We start from the raw sequence: 14,756 nt of genomic DNA, 5'->3' as shown, positions 1-14,756 counted from the left end.
AAATTATAATTATGTGGTAAAGCTTTTGTGTAATATATTGCATATGGTTAAGCAAAATAGTTATATTGAGAAAGTGAATAATGTCTAGCAGACTACGTGATGAATTAGCTATAAGAATCTTTTCTGTAATACCTCGCAATGTAGCTGCAAACTTTTTTGCAGCAATTATGACGTTATATCCGCTCTACCCCAATTTGCACTTTTCGCATTTTGTATGGCTTATAGCAGTAATGGTGGTTATGCTTTACCGATTTATACTCTACTTCTTTTTTAAAAAAAGAAAATATAATTTACATCATTTGTGTATCCTTCATTATATTGGCATAGTACTTACTGCTGGAGTATGGGCTGGAGGGATTTGGACAATATTTTATGATACAGATCTCCTTCACAAAATTTATATTGCATTTGTTATAGCGGGATTGAGTGCGGGTGCTGTTGTCTCTTTTGCTTCCGATAAAAAATCAGGAATTATTTATACAACTTCAATGCTTGTGCCAACCATCGTATGGTTTTTTACCGCATCTGATAGATTTGGTATTGCAATGGGAATATTGGCCATTGTTTACTATCTCTTTTTGCTCCACGCTTCTTCACAGATTTTTACAACTTTGCTCCATTCAATCCGCCTCTCTATTGAGAGAGAGAAACTTTTACATCAGTTTAAGAAAAGTACCAAAGAGTTGCAAATGGTTTTTGAGTCAGCACCTTTGGGAATACTTTTTTATGATAAAAATCTTTATTTGTTAGATGCGAATAATACTGCATTAGAGATCTTAGGTATGCAAAAAAAACAAACAATCGGTTTTGATCTCTATAAACTCCAGAACAACTCTTTTGAAAAAATTTTACGTGATGTTTTACAATTTAATGAAAAAGTAGTATATGAAGGGGAACTGCAATCAGTTGGAGATAGAAAAAAGCTTCATATGCGTCTTATTGCCAACCCCGTCAAAGATGCTTCTGGAGAGGTGATAGGTGGATTGGCAATAATGGAAGATATCGGCAAAGAGGTTCAAACAAAAGAGCAGTTAGAACGCTTTGCACAGTTTTATCTTAAAAATCCTCACCCTGTAATGCAGATAGATTGCAATAAAAAGACTATCACTATAGAGAATGAGAGTGCAAAGAGACTGCGTGCTAATATTATTCACTGGGAACATATAGTAGATGAAATATGTACACATAAAAATAGTTCCATCGAAGAACAGGTAGGCTCAAAATATTTTCGTTTTGATATTGTCGATTTGGAGAACGGATTTGTCAATGTGTACGTTAAAGATATTACTGCTGAAAAAAGAGCAATTGAGGAAGCAGAGTTTTTTGCCTATTATGATGAGTTGACAAAGCTACCTCGCAAAAAAGTCTTTACAGAATTTATATATAAAGCTATCAAACATGCAATACGCTATGATAAAAATAATGCTTTGCTCTTTATAGATGTGGATGATTTTAAAAAAATAAACGACTCTTATGGACATAGTATAGGGGATGCTTTTTTAGTCAAAATAGCCCAAAAAATTCAATCAAATCTTCGTGGTGTAGATGTTGTCACAAGGCTTGGTGGAGATGAGTTTGCGATTTTACTGACAGATCTTCCTCATGACAAAGTGCAAGCTCAGGAAAAAACGAGTGTAGTTATTCGCAAAATTTTCCAAACTTTACAAGAACCTCTTTATATTGATGGGATAAAACTGCAAGTTACTTTGAGTGTAGGTGCTGTTGTTTTTAGAGAGGGTGATATTGAAGAGCTTTTTAAAAATGCGGATATTGCTATGTATGAAGCAAAAAGAGAGGGGAAAAACAGGTATGTTTTTTATGAAGATAAGATAAAGTTGCAATTTTTACAAAAGAGTATTTTGCTTCATGAGTTAGAAGAAGCTTTGGCTCATAATGACTTAGCGCTCTACCTTCAGCCAATATATGATCTACAAACGAGATATTGTAGTCATGCTGAAGCATTAGTACGATGGAATTATAATAGAGGAAATTCCATACTCTTTCCACAAGATTTTCTGCCCTTGATGGAAGAGGGCAATATGTTATCGCAACTTACATTTTGGGTACTTAAAGAGGTCTCTCAAATAGCCAGCAAAATAGAGACTCTTGATTATATCTCTGTTAATATGAGTCTGAGAGATTTTGAAAGAGACGATTTTATACCACTCATAAAAAAACTCTACGAGAGCGGCGAAGTTATACCTCAAAAGATTGAGCTAGAGTTAACTGGAAATGCACAAATAAGAAATCTTAATGACTTTCAAAAGCAGTTACAAGCACTTAAAGATCTTGGATTTCGTTTCGCAATTGACGATTTTGGGATATGCTACTCCTCTTTATACTATCTCAAACACTTCATTATTGATACTTTGAAGATTGACAAAAATTTTATCAAAGAGATAGATAGAAAAGAGAATGATAAGATATTAACAAAGTTTATTATAGATGTTGCAAAACTTTATAATATGCACATAGTTGCCGAAGGTGTGGAAAGAACATCTCAACTTAAGCTTCTTGAAGAGATGGGATGCGAAAAGGTACAGGGATATCTACTTGCACGTCCTATGCCTGTAAAAGATTTTGAAGAGTTTATCAAAAATTATAAACGATTGCCGCTTTAGTAACTGTATCTGTGTTCTTTTTTCCAGCAGGAGGGAGATTATCATATTTGAGTTCAAAAGAGATTTTGAAACTCAATCTCTTGATAATATGAAGCCGCAATGATGTTTCAAGGTTGCTCTCAAAATCCTCTCTCTCTTGCAAATTTTCAATAAATGAGAGTTTTGTTTTGATGCTATTTTTCTTTGTAAGTCTATAGTGGTGCTGAATTTCTCCTTTTATATAATGAAAAAAATCACTTGGTTGATTTGTATAGTTGTTGCGTCGAAGTTCATATCCCGCAAGAATATCGAGTTTTTGTTTCTTTGTTTTTAACATGAGAAAACCAAATCCTGGATTGAAACTATATTGTTGGTTATACCCTTCAAATGTATTGCGCAAGAAACCTAATTCTAAAAAAGAGTAGAGGTGTTTGCGATAGTAGTGATAGAGAGTAAACTCACTTCTATAGCGTTCATTATTTGTTTGTCCGTTGCGATTGGAGTAGAGAATATCTGCGAAGAACTTGCACCTACTCTTTTTATTAAACTTATATGAAAACCGATAAGCAGCAGTAATGGAGTTGGTATTGCTATTTCCTGTTGTACCAAAATATCCGAACTCTACTTTTTGACGAAGTTTTGTTTGCGGTGCTGCAAGAGCAATGAAGGGTACTACGAAAATGAGCAGCACTTTTTTCATTTACAAACCTTTTTGACGAGATTGCGTAAAAATTTGTCCGAGCTTTGGAGGATCCTTTTTGGCAAATGGTAATATTGCAAAAGCTCTATCGGTCTTCTATAGAGAAGAAACGTTTCTCCTTTTTTTTCAAAAATCAATATCCTTAAAGGAAGATCAAGTCCTGCGCGCATATCGTATCCCAGTAACTTTGCTTCGGTTATTGGACTTCCAAATATAATAACTTTTGCGTGATTACGCCTTTTTCCAAATTTTTGAATATTTTTTCCATGATCTATAATTGCAAATATCTTGAGTTTATGTTTTTTGATCTCTTTGAGGAGTTTTTGGTAGGTTTGAGAAAAGCTTTTTTTGCTTTTATATGCTACTAAGTGTGGTGTTGCCAAAAGTGATGAGAGAAAAAAGATGGTAAGGAAAAAGAGTCTCACAGCTACTCCTTTGGAAATTTTATATATTTTATCTAAATAGAGTGAAGTGTAGATTGAGTGTTTGCGCGCTTTTTAAGAATAGATTGGATAAAATTTTCCTTAAAAAACGGGGTCTGCAATGACGAAGTACATTTTCGTAACAGGCGGAGTGCTTAGTTCTTTGGGAAAAGGGATTTCTAGCGCAAGTATAGGGGCACTACTGAAAAATAGTGGTTTAGATGTCTCCATTCTTAAAATAGATCCATATATCAATGTAGATCCCGGTACAATGAGCCCTCTTGAGCATGGTGAGGTGTTTGTAACGGCAGATGGCGCTGAGACTGATCTCGATCTTGGACACTATGAGCGCTTTTTGGATGTGAAGCTCTCTCGTCTCAATAACTTCACAACAGGCCAAGTCTATCTTTCAGTCATTCAGCGAGAGCGAAAGGGGGACTATCTTGGAAAAACCATTCAAGTGGTACCCCACATCGTAGATGAGATTAAAAGCCGTATCAAAAAAGCGGGTAAAGGCAAAGATGTACTCATCGTTGAACTTGGTGGAACTGTAGGTGATATTGAGGGACTCCCTTTTTTAGAAGCAATCCGTGAACTCACACACGATCTCGGTATGCATAAAGCCTACAATATCCATGTGACACTTGTTCCATATATTGCAGCAGCTGGCGAGCTCAAAACAAAACCTACACAACATAGCGTACAGGAGCTGCGTAGAATTGGTATCAGTCCTGATATGATTATTGCGCGGTGTGAACGACCGCTTCCTAAAGATGTGAAAGAGAAAATTGCACGTAGTTGTGGTATTCCTACAAATAGCGTTATTGAAGCAAAAGATGCAGAAACCATCTATAAAGTGCCTCTCAATTTTCAGCGGCAAAATATTTTAGGACCAATCTCACATCAGCTTCATTTGGGAAATCTCCACCCAAATATGGATGAGTGGGATCTTTTAGTCAAAAAAATCATTGCTCCAAAAGATGAGGTAACAATTGCTTTTGTAGGGAAATATTTAGGACTCAAAGAGTCATATAAATCCCTCACTGAAGCACTTGTACACTCTGGTGCAGCACTTGATGCGAGAGTCAATATTAAATGGGTTGATAGTGAACTCATTGAAGCTGAAGGTGCTGAGCAGTTTTTCAAAGATGTTGATGGAATTCTTGTGGCTGGTGGATTTGGAGAGAGAGGGGTACTTGGCAAAATAGAAGCTATACGGTATGCAAGAGAGCATACAATTCCCTATCTTGGGATCTGTCTTGGAATGCAGCTAAGTATCATTGAATATGCTCGCAATGTATTAGGAATAGAGGATGCAAACTCTATGGAGTTTGATCCAAATACGAAAAATCCTGTTATATATCTTATTGATGAATTTATCGATGTAAGTGGGCAAAAGCAGATCCGCACACATACTTCTCCTATGGGTGGAACAATGCGGCTTGGAGAGTATGCATGCAAAGTCAAACCAAATACAAAGCTTTGGGAAGCTTATAATCATCAAGAGACTATCTATGAGCGCCATCGTCACCGCTATGAAGCAAACCCTGCATACCGTTCGATGCTTGAAGAAGCAGGAATGGTAGTGAGTGGAGAGAGTGAAGAGGGACTTATTGAAGCTGTGGAGATAACTATTCATCCTTGGTTTGTTGGTGTACAGTTTCATCCAGAATTTACATCTCATTTACAAAAACCAAATCCTCTCATTACTGCATTTATCAAAAACTCTCTTGAGCATAAATGAGAAAACTTACAAAAGATGCGATAGCAAGAATTTTAGAAGAGCGCTTTCAAGAGGGCTTTGTAAAGCTCTCTGCTATTCCTAAACCTAACACTTTCAAAGATATGGAAAAAGCTGCCAAGCGCATCAGGCAAGCTATTGAAAAGAGAGAAAAAATTGCTGTTGTGGGAGACTATGATGTAGATGGAGTAGTCTCTACTGCATTGATGGAGGAGTTTTTTTCATATATAGAGTATCCTATTACTACAATTATTCCAAATAGATTTCGCCATGGTTATGGACTAAGTGCCAAAGTGATTGATGAGCTAGGAGATGTTGATCTTATTATTACTGTTGATAATGGAATAAGTGCATATGATGCTGCAGCGATATGTAAAGAAAGAGACATAGACCTCATTATTGCAGATCACCATACACCTGGTGAAAAGCTCCCTGAAGCTTTTGCAATAGTCAATCCCAAGCAAGCTTCTTGCACTTTTCCCTATAAAGAGATTTGTGGTGCGCAAGTTGCATGGTTTTTGATAGGTCAACTAAAATGGGAGTTGGGACTCGATTTAGATATGCGCCGCTTTCTTGATATTCTTAGTATTGCTATTGTTGCTGATGTGATGCCGTTGCGTCATATCAATAGAGCACTACTACAAGCTGGTTTACAAGCCTTTGCACGATCGAAACGTCCTGCTATACAGTTTTTGCGCAGTGTTCTCAAAAAACATGAGTTTAGTAGTGAAGATTTAGGATTTAGTGTTGCACCTGTCATTAATAGTGCTGGGCGTATGGAGGATGCACGCTTAGCACTAGAGTTTTTACGATCTGCTGATTTTTTTACTGCTAGTGTTTATTATGCGAGGCTTTTAGCCTGTAACTCTCAAAGAAAGGCTGAAGAGCGAAGAGTTTTTAAGGCCTCTTTAGAGTTTGTAGATGAGAGTAAAAATGTGATTGTTTCAGTCGGGGAGGATTGGAATGAGGGTGTTTTGGGTATTGTTGCAGCAAGACTAACGACAAAATTTCAAAAGCCCTCTATTGTTTTAACAAAAAAGGAAAATATCTATAAAGGGAGCGGCAGAAGCCTTGGAGAGGTAGATCTCTTTGCGCTTTTGCAAAAGAATGCTCACTTTTTGGAGAAGTTTGGAGGACACAAAAAAGCAGCTGGGCTCTCTTTGCACGAAGAGAATCTACAAGAGTTTCAAAGAGGCATAGAAGCTGCAACTGCCAAACTTCCAAAAGATGCCTTTGTAGATGAATCAAATATAATGGGTGAATTACCATTTAGTGAAATAGATTGGGATCTTATAGATATTTTAGAGAGATTTGCTCCTTATGGGGAGAGCAATCCTATGCCACGCTTTGCTACAATGGATGTAGAGGTAGTAGAAGCAAGAGAGGTGGGAGAAAATGGGGATCATCTTCTCATGACGCTGAGAAAAGATGGGAGAATCTTTAAAGCAATAAAATTTAAACATGATACAAAACTCACCAAGTCATCTATCGATATAGTTTATTATCCTGTCAAAAATATTTTCAACAATTCTCAATATATCCAACTCTTTGTTACAAAACTGCTATAACGATCTCACTAAGAACCTTTATCCAAATAAATTAAGATTATTATTACTATAAATTTTATAGAATATTCTGATAGCTACATTTTGACAGAGGAGAGAGTATGAAGCCAGAAGATATAAAAAGACTCAAAGAAGTGCAAGAAGTGATTGAAGAGACGCTCAAAAGTGAAGGACTTTCAAGACGTGATGCACTCAAACTCATGGGTCTAGGAACTGCCGGAGTTTTTGTAGGAGGCGGCACTGCTCATGCCCAGGAGCCAACAAAAACTTCTAATGCAAAAGCACATATTGTTATCGTTGGTGGAGGTGCAGGTGGAATTATGGCAGCTGCGAGACTACGCAGAGCTGCAAGCAATGCAAAAATTACTATTATTGCTCCTAACGAGATACACCTCTATCAGCCAGGACAAGTTTTTATGGCAGCTGGGCTCTACACTGCAGATGAGATTAAAAAACCCAATGCAGATCTCATGCCAAGTGGTGTAGAGTGGATTAAAGATAAAGTAATGGAGTTTGATCCAGACAATAATCAAGTAATCACTGCAAAAAATGGCAAAATAAAATATGACTTCTTGGTAGTTGGCGTTGGTATATCGTATCAGTATGAGCAAATAGAGGGGCTTACCAAAGATATGCTTGGTAAAAACGGCGTAGCAAGTGTCTATCTCAACAATCCTGAGACAGGAAGTGTCAAAGGTGGAGAGATAACTTGGGAGTGGTTTAAGCAGATGCGCGCTGCTGCCGAAAAAGCTTCACAAAACAACCCAATCAATGTTATCTGTACGCAACCTGCAACTCCAATTAAGTGTGGTGGTGCACCACAGAAAATCCTTTACTTAAGCGATGACTTTTTGCGTGGAAATGGACCTGTTGGTGGTAAAGATGTGCATATGAATGCAAAATTCTATTTTACAAAAGGTAAAGGTAGCAAACTTTTTGGTATCAAAGAGTACAACGCTACTCTTACAAATGAAGTGCAGCCAATGTATGGCAACATTACCAACAAGTGGAATCACAATCTTGTAAAAATAGATACTGCTAAAAAAGTAGCAACTTTCCATCATATTTATCAAGTAAAAGGGGAATGGGATCCTGATCTTGAAGATTATGAATATATAACAAAAGAAGAGATGGTAGAGATGCCATACGATTTTATCCATATTGTACCGCCGATGACAGCTGCGAATGAGTTTAGAAACTCTCCGCTTGCATGGCAAAAAGGCTCTGCAAAAGGCTGGATGCAAGCTGATCGCTATACATTGCAGCATATGAAATATAAAAATGTTTTTGGTATCGGTGATGTGCTTGGTATTCCTAAAGGAAAAACTGGTGGAAGTGCAAGACATCATGGTCCAATCGTACAAGAAAACCTTGTAGCTGTTATGGAAGGTAAAGAACCGAAAGCAAAATTTGATGGATATACAGTCTGTCCTCTAAAAACCCAATATGGAAAAATTATGCTTGCTGAATTTAATTACGGCAGCTCTCCTGCACCATCATTCCCGTTCCTCGATCCTGCTAAGCCACGATGGATCTGGTGGGCGTTTGACCTCTATATGCTTAAACCTATGTACTGGCATCTCATGATGAGAGGATTGATGTAAGCGAGGCTTTTTGCTTCGCTTGCCAGAGGAGCAGAATGAAAAAGCTTGTGGTACGAGAAATAGCTATTTATCTCTTTTTGCTCATTTTTTTGGCTATTTGGATGCACTATAAAGCATGGATAGACCATCCTTTAGAGCATCTCAAAGCCCTACCAACATCTCCTTTTGGCATGTTACATCCTCTTATCTTTACATTTTTTGTTTATATCATAATTTTGATTGTGAGAGTATTTATCCATCTGGTACGAAGATTTAGTGCCAAAAGGCGCTTTTAATCTCTCTCTTCCCAGTGAGGTGCTATTTCAAGTGGTGGAAAGCCATCAAGTAGTTGGTATGGTTTGAAACTCTTTTTGTATGCAAAGGATGGGCATCCATTTACCCAATACCCAAGATAGATCCACTGTAAGCCTAGATTGCGTGCGAGATTTATCTGAATAAGAAGAGAATAGATCCCCAAAGAGAGTTTTTCATAGGCAGGATCATAGAAGAAGTAGATTGAGCTAATTCCATCATTCAAAATATCGATTAAATCTACTGCAATGAGTCTATTATCTACAAAATAGAGTACCTCTTTGCCAAAATCGTGAGCTCCTACGACAAACTCTTCATAATATGTTTGCAGATCTATTTCATTGTATTTCCATCCACTCTTTTGCTCTTTAAATTTATGGTAGCGATTATAGAGCTCTACGTGCTCGTATGTAAGCGATGGTTTTTGAATATAGATATTGGTATTGTGATTCTTTTTAATGGCACGTTTTTGCGAGCGACTTGGTTTGAAGTTGAATGCATCTATACGGATATTTTTGCATTCATTACACCCTTTGCAAATTGGATGAAAATAGGAGTTGCCAAATCTACGCCACCCTCTTTTTATAAGCTCACTTGCGAGCTCTTTTGTAGCGTTTGGAATATATCGATAGTACATCCTCGTTGTTTTATCGGGCAGATATGCACATTCATAATCGAGTGTGCAAAAATCCACAGAGAAAAGATCCTCAAATTTTTTCATCAAATCTCTTACTTTTTTAGAAGTATTATACTATAGCAATGTGATAAAAGTTTCTATACAAAACTGTAATAGGAATAGACGCGTACTCAGATAGTCTATAAATGTTTAGTGATAGAAAATTATATAGGTAAAACCCGGATATTTTGATAATTGAGTCGCTCTCTTAAAGTGTGCTCTATGCCAAAAAGTGTACCTGTTGTAGCACTTGCACATCCCACACATGCACCCATATAGCGAATATATACATCAATAAAATCACCATTTTCTTTGATATCTATGATCTCAAGATTTCCTCCATCCATTACAAGAAATTGACGAATTCCTTCATCTATAGTTTTTTCTATAGCGTTCCACTTCTCTTCAAATGGTAACTCTTGAAAATTTACTGTTTGGTTTTCCATAAACCCGCTCCTAAATAAGATAAATTTTATCCTAATTATATTCTGATAACCTTAAAATAAATCAAATAAAGCAAGTTAGTCTATGATATACTTCTATTTTATAGAGGAGCCGAGAGATGTTTTGGAAGGAAGATATTTCCAAGCAGCAACTTGATAATCTTTTCGAGCGAGCAAAAATATCACTTTTAAGTTTAATAATTTTAGCTTTTGCATTAACATATCCAATATATTTTCATGAGCAAAACAGTACTGTTTTTGTATGGTTAGGGTACATTTTACTTGTAGCATGTGCAAGAGTTTATCTCAATTATAGGTATAGCAAAGAGAAAAACCCAGATATCCGTCTCTATTTTAATCTATTTTTTGCATTGGCTCTTTTACATGCAATTGGTTTCTCTTTTGCCGCTTTTTTTATTTCATCACAAAATCTCCATGATTTGATTTTTTATATTTTTATTATTGCAGGAATTAGTGCAGGGGCGATTTCGAGTCTCCTTTTTTCAAAAAGAATTTTAATCTTTTATGAAATAGTATTGATTGTACCGGTAGCCATAAGGCTTCTATTTTTGGGTCAAGATTTTTATATTATGATGGGAGTGATACTCTTTTTATATCTTGGATTTATTCTTCATCTTTCGTTGCAAACGTATAAGATGTTTGTTGACTTGGTACAATTGCAAAAAGGGTATGAGCAAAAACAAAAAGATCTTAGTGTCCAATCGCAACGCTTTTTTTATCTTTTCAATAATATTCCCATTGGCCTCTTTTTTTATGACAGAAGATTGAAGTTGACATATTGCAACGACTTTTTTGCAAAAATATTGCAAGTATCCAAAGAGAAACTTATTGGGTTGGATATGAATCAATTACGAGATAAACGAATCTTGCCCGCTCTCAAAAAACCTTTTATGAAACAGAATGGTAATTATAGGGGACGCTATCACTCTACACTCTCTTCAAAGGAGTATTTCATAGAGCTTTATACTACCTATATTGAAGTAGGGGGAGAGATTATAGAAGGTCTTGGTGTAGTAATAGATCTTACTGAGCTTAAAGACTATCAAGAGAGAATCGAGCATTTGGCTTATTATGATGAACTTACCGGACTTGCTAAAAGAAGTGTTTTGTTTGAGAGCATCGATTTAGCAATTAAAAAAGTTAAAAGATACAAAATATACAGTGTTTTAATCTATATGGATATTGATGATTTTAAAGAGATTAACGACTCTTTGGGACACAATATTGGCGATCTCTTTTTACAAAAAATTGCCAAGAGAATTAGCCGTGTTATACGAGATGTAGATATTGCAGCAAGAATGGGGGGAGACGAATTTGCTATTTTGCTGTTTGAAGTGTCTCAAGATAAAAACAGAGCGTTGATTGAAGGTATGAAAGTAGCTAATAGATTAGCAGAAGCAATTAGTAAACCTGTTGTGATAGAGGATCATACTATCCAAACAAGTGTCAGTATAGGTATAGCTTTGATTGATGAGAGTAGCCAGGATGCTTTTGAGATGATCAAATTTGCAGATAGCGCTATGTACAAAATCAAGCGTACGCATAAAAACTCTATTCAGATATTTGATGAGGCAATGAAAAAGCAGATTGATAATCTCTATACAATGAAAGAAGATCTTGAGTATGCACTACAAAACCATGAGTTTATATTACATATTCAACCACAATTTGACCATAATAAGAGTATTGTAGGAGCAGAAGCCCTATTGCGATGGCAGCATCCACAAAAAGGTCTCCTCTACCCTGGTGATTTTTTTCCAGTTGTTGAGGAGTTTGGAATGATGACGCAGCTCACTGAAGAGGTACTTTATCTAGCTAAACAGCTTATTCAAAAGTTACCTAAGAAAGTGCGTATTGCAGTCAATATTAGTGGCAGGGATATATATAGTGAGCAGTTTGAGACATTTTTATCATCATATTTTGATAAGGAGTTGATATGTTGGCTTGATTTGGAGATCACGGAGCAGGTGCTTATACAGGATGTAAATAAAGCGATTGATCTCATAACACGCATCAAAAAAGAACTTGCTGTAGCAGTGAGTATCGATGATTTTGGGACAGGATACTCCTCTTTGCAGTATCTTAAGCGATTGCCAGTAGATTTTTTGAAAATTGATCGCAGTTTTGTACAGGATCTGTTTAAGGATAAAAACGATTATGTAATCGTTGCAACAATTGTCAATATGGCCAAAAGTCTTGGACTCAAAACTATTGCTGAGGGTGTAGAAACTAAAGAGCAGTTTGAAGAACTCCAAAAAATTGGAGTAGATTTTTTTCAAGGATACTATTTAGCAAAACCGATGCCAGAAGATTCTTTCATAGAGTTACTTCAAACCTCTGGTTCTGTGGTGCATTAATAAGACAAAAAACTTTTTACTGGTTTTAATGTTTTCATTGAAAACACCGCGAAGTGCAAAGATTACTACATTTACTTATTGAAATATTTGAAAATCTCATTTTTAAGTTTATTTTGAATTATTCGGTATACAATAAAAATATAGGCTTCCATATTCTGTCTCTCTACATCCGCAAAAAGGCGTAGAGTATCTCACCTTGTGTTTTACATAAGGCACTTTCAAAGGATCTATCATGTGGCGTATCTATTCGATTATTCTCCTTGTGTATGGGATGGTGTATGCTTACGATTTTACCTATAGTTCTGAGTATACCTATGTGTCTCATTATCAAAAGCTCTCTTCAATTCCTGGTCTTTATAACACTATGGTAAAAAAGGGTGATACTCTTTTCCTTTCTTCCGATTCTGTAGGATTAACGGTAGTAAATGTACATGACAAAAGGAATCCAATTATCGTCGATACATATCAATGGAAAGGGCGAGGACTCTATGCAGAGAAAAACAAGCTCTATCTCGCTGGAAGAGAAAATGGAGTCTATGTGCTTGATATTGCAAATGTCTCACAAGTGCAACAAAGAGGTAATTATAGCTCTTCACAGCAAAATTTCGATGTGCAAAATGTTTGGGAGAACAATGGCTATCTCTTTATCAACACTGCTACTGGCACTTTCGCAGCCATTGGTCATGTATGCTGGAATGGTAACTGCAATTATATACAAGTTGATAAAAAGAGTATCCCAAATGGATCTATATCTACAATTACTGGAAATGGAGATTTTATTTATGTCACTGAATTTAATCACGGAGTAATTGTTTATAAATTTGCACAAAACAAACTTCTTGAAGTAGCTTCTTTGTCTGCCTCCGCTGCTATGGATACGGTCGTTGATGGAGACTATACGTTTATAGCAAGCAATGATGGCGAGGTATCGGTTTATTCCATGGAAAACAGGACAAGAGCTATTGGCTATACAACAAAAAAAGAGGCACAATACAAATTTTTAGATGGTGTGAGAAGTTTGACCAAAAGTGGTGAGAGTCTTTTTGTTGGAGTGGATAATATAGGAGTAATTGAGCTTAATGTTACTAACATTCATCACCCTACATCTCTTGCAAAGATAGATTTACCTGGAGTATTGGTGACGAAAATTATCGCTGAAGGTGATTATCTCTATGTTCTTGGTAATGGTGATCTATTTATTTATAAATATGTACGTCCCTCTATATGCAGTACCTATGGATTTATTTATAGTTTACAAAACCACTCCTTTCCAGTTGCTGGCTACTTTTACCACTTTGGAGAAGGAGCATTTGATTGGCTCTTTGTGACTGCTACAGGTAATACGGTTGTGAAACTTGAAGGCATGGATGCACAAGGATATCTAAAGTGGAGTGACAATCTTAAAAACTATTTCACTTCTGTTGAAATAAAAAGAGAAAATATTCAGTTTTCTGGAACAGGAGAGCATGAAGTAGAAATAAATTTTGGTAACGTACTAAATAAAATGGCTCCTGGATATATCAAATCCTTTTCCAATACAAGTATTTATCCTCACGGTTACTTCTACCACTATGGTAGTGGAGCATATGACTGGATTTATGCTACATCGTCACTCTCACTAGTTGCAAAACTTGATGGTATGGATAGATTGGGATATTTTAAGTGGAGGCAGATTAAAAAATGTTTTGTTGATATCTCTTTGGAAGGCGGAACACAGAAGATAATCTTTGGTAATGTAAAATAGGAGATTTTAAAATCTCCTATTTTGCGGAGCATTGATAAGGCTAAAAAATTCCTCGCGAGTTTTGATGTTTTCTTTGAAAATACCACGTAAAGCAGAGCTTACAGTGGTTGAACATATTTTTTCAACGCCTCGCATCTCCATACACATATGACGTGCTTGAACTACTACGCCGACACCTTTAGGCTTGACTGTCTCCATAAGTGCATCGGCTATCTGCTCTGTCATCTGCTCTTGGATCTGAAGTCTTCTTGCATAAACATTGACCATGCGAGGAATTTTTGATAGACCCACCACTTTACCATCTGGAATATATGCTACATGTGCACGTCCAATGATTGGCAAAAGGTGGTGCTCGCATAACGAGTAAAACTCAATATCGCGTACTAGTACCATCTCATCATTGGTAGAGGTAAAGAGAGCTTCACCCAATACCTCTTTGGGATCTTTGTGATAGCCTTCGGTAAGATGCAAAAAGGCTTTGTAGACCCGCTCTGGAGTTTTTAGGAGGCCTTCTCTTTTGGGATCTTCGCCAATAATTTCTAAAATTGTTTTGACTGCTTTAACAAACTCCTCTTTACGATCCATACCTGCT

At 36.5% G+C, this 14,756-nt stretch carries 11 protein-coding genes and 1 pseudogene; 7 read left to right on the top strand and 5 right to left on the bottom strand.

Features of this window, described 5'->3' with window-relative positions; translation table 11 throughout:
• Positions 1–80 precede the first annotated feature (80 nt).
• On the top strand, positions 81–2,621 hold the full coding sequence (locus NITER_RS07745) for a sensor domain-containing protein (RefSeq protein ID WP_084275098.1): 2,541 nt from the start codon (positions 81–83) through the stop codon (positions 2,619–2,621).
• Here NITER_RS07745 and NITER_RS07740 read toward each other — a convergent pair.
• Both NITER_RS07740 and NITER_RS07735 read right to left on the bottom strand, forming a co-directional pair.
• A complete protein-coding gene (locus NITER_RS07740) occupies positions 2,593–3,300 on the bottom strand; it encodes a DUF481 domain-containing protein (RefSeq protein WP_084275099.1) in 708 nt (235 codons plus the stop codon). The genes NITER_RS07745 and NITER_RS07740 overlap by 29 nt on opposite strands.
• On the bottom strand, positions 3,297–3,725 hold the full coding sequence (locus NITER_RS07735) for a DUF302 domain-containing protein (RefSeq protein ID WP_159445302.1): 429 nt from the start codon (positions 3,723–3,725) through the stop codon (positions 3,297–3,299). Before NITER_RS07735 ends, NITER_RS07740 begins: the two co-directional genes overlap by 4 nt.
• 118 nt (positions 3,726–3,843) lie before the next feature.
• Between NITER_RS07735 and pyrG the strand changes: the two genes are divergently transcribed.
• From pyrG to NITER_RS07715, 4 genes are all read left to right on the top strand, one after another.
• Positions 3,844–5,466, top strand: a complete 1,623-nt coding sequence (pyrG, locus tag NITER_RS07730) for a CTP synthase (RefSeq protein WP_084275101.1) — start codon at positions 3,844–3,846, stop codon at positions 5,464–5,466.
• Positions 5,463–7,031 carry a single-stranded-DNA-specific exonuclease RecJ gene (gene recJ / locus NITER_RS07725; RefSeq protein ID WP_084275102.1) on the top strand — a complete coding sequence of 523 codons (1,569 nt, stop codon included), beginning with the start codon at positions 5,463–5,465 and terminating at the stop codon, positions 7,029–7,031. Before pyrG ends, recJ begins: the two co-directional genes overlap by 4 nt.
• A 98-nt stretch (positions 7,032–7,129) precedes the next feature.
• Entirely contained in the window at positions 7,130–8,632 is a 1,503-nt protein-coding gene (locus tag NITER_RS07720) for an NAD(P)/FAD-dependent oxidoreductase (protein WP_084275103.1), read from the top strand.
• A 35-nt stretch (positions 8,633–8,667) separates the two neighbouring features.
• Positions 8,668–8,907, top strand: coding sequence for a hypothetical protein (locus NITER_RS07715; protein WP_084275104.1), 240 nt, complete (start codon positions 8,668–8,670; stop codon positions 8,905–8,907).
• Here the strand turns inward: NITER_RS07715 and NITER_RS07710 are convergent.
• The gene (locus NITER_RS07710; RefSeq protein WP_084275105.1) at positions 8,904–9,644 is read right to left on the bottom strand and encodes an arginyltransferase; all 741 of its coding nucleotides are present in this window, start codon (positions 9,642–9,644) and stop codon (positions 8,904–8,906) included. The genes NITER_RS07715 and NITER_RS07710 overlap by 4 nt on opposite strands.
• 119 nt (positions 9,645–9,763) lie before the next feature.
• Positions 9,764–9,985: pseudogene (locus NITER_RS07705) on the bottom strand (NifU family protein); the annotation flags it as partial.
• Between the two features lie 176 nt (positions 9,986–10,161).
• On the opposite strand from NITER_RS07705, the gene NITER_RS07700 reads away from it, so the two are divergent.
• Together NITER_RS07700 and NITER_RS07695 are read left to right on the top strand one after the other, a co-directional pair.
• Complete coding sequence (locus NITER_RS07700) at positions 10,162–12,420, top strand: putative bifunctional diguanylate cyclase/phosphodiesterase (protein ID WP_084275107.1); 2,259 nt, start codon at positions 10,162–10,164, stop codon at positions 12,418–12,420.
• A 232-nt stretch (positions 12,421–12,652) separates the two neighbouring features.
• Positions 12,653–14,164 carry an LVIVD repeat-containing protein gene (locus tag NITER_RS07695; RefSeq protein WP_084275108.1) on the top strand — a complete coding sequence of 504 codons (1,512 nt, stop codon included), beginning with the start codon at positions 12,653–12,655 and terminating at the stop codon, positions 14,162–14,164.
• A 6-nt stretch (positions 14,165–14,170) separates the two neighbouring features.
• Here the strand turns inward: NITER_RS07695 and folE are convergent, their stop codons facing one another.
• Complete coding sequence (gene folE / locus NITER_RS07690; protein WP_084275109.1) at positions 14,171–14,749, bottom strand: GTP cyclohydrolase I FolE; 579 nt, start codon at positions 14,747–14,749, stop codon at positions 14,171–14,173.
• Positions 14,750–14,756 lie beyond the last annotated feature (7 nt).

The organism is Nitratiruptor tergarcus DSM 16512 (genome assembly GCF_027946175.1).
GTDB lineage: Bacteria > Campylobacterota > Campylobacteria > Campylobacterales > Nitratiruptoraceae > Nitratiruptor > Nitratiruptor tergarcus.
This window is presented reverse-complemented; position numbering and strand designations above follow the sequence as displayed.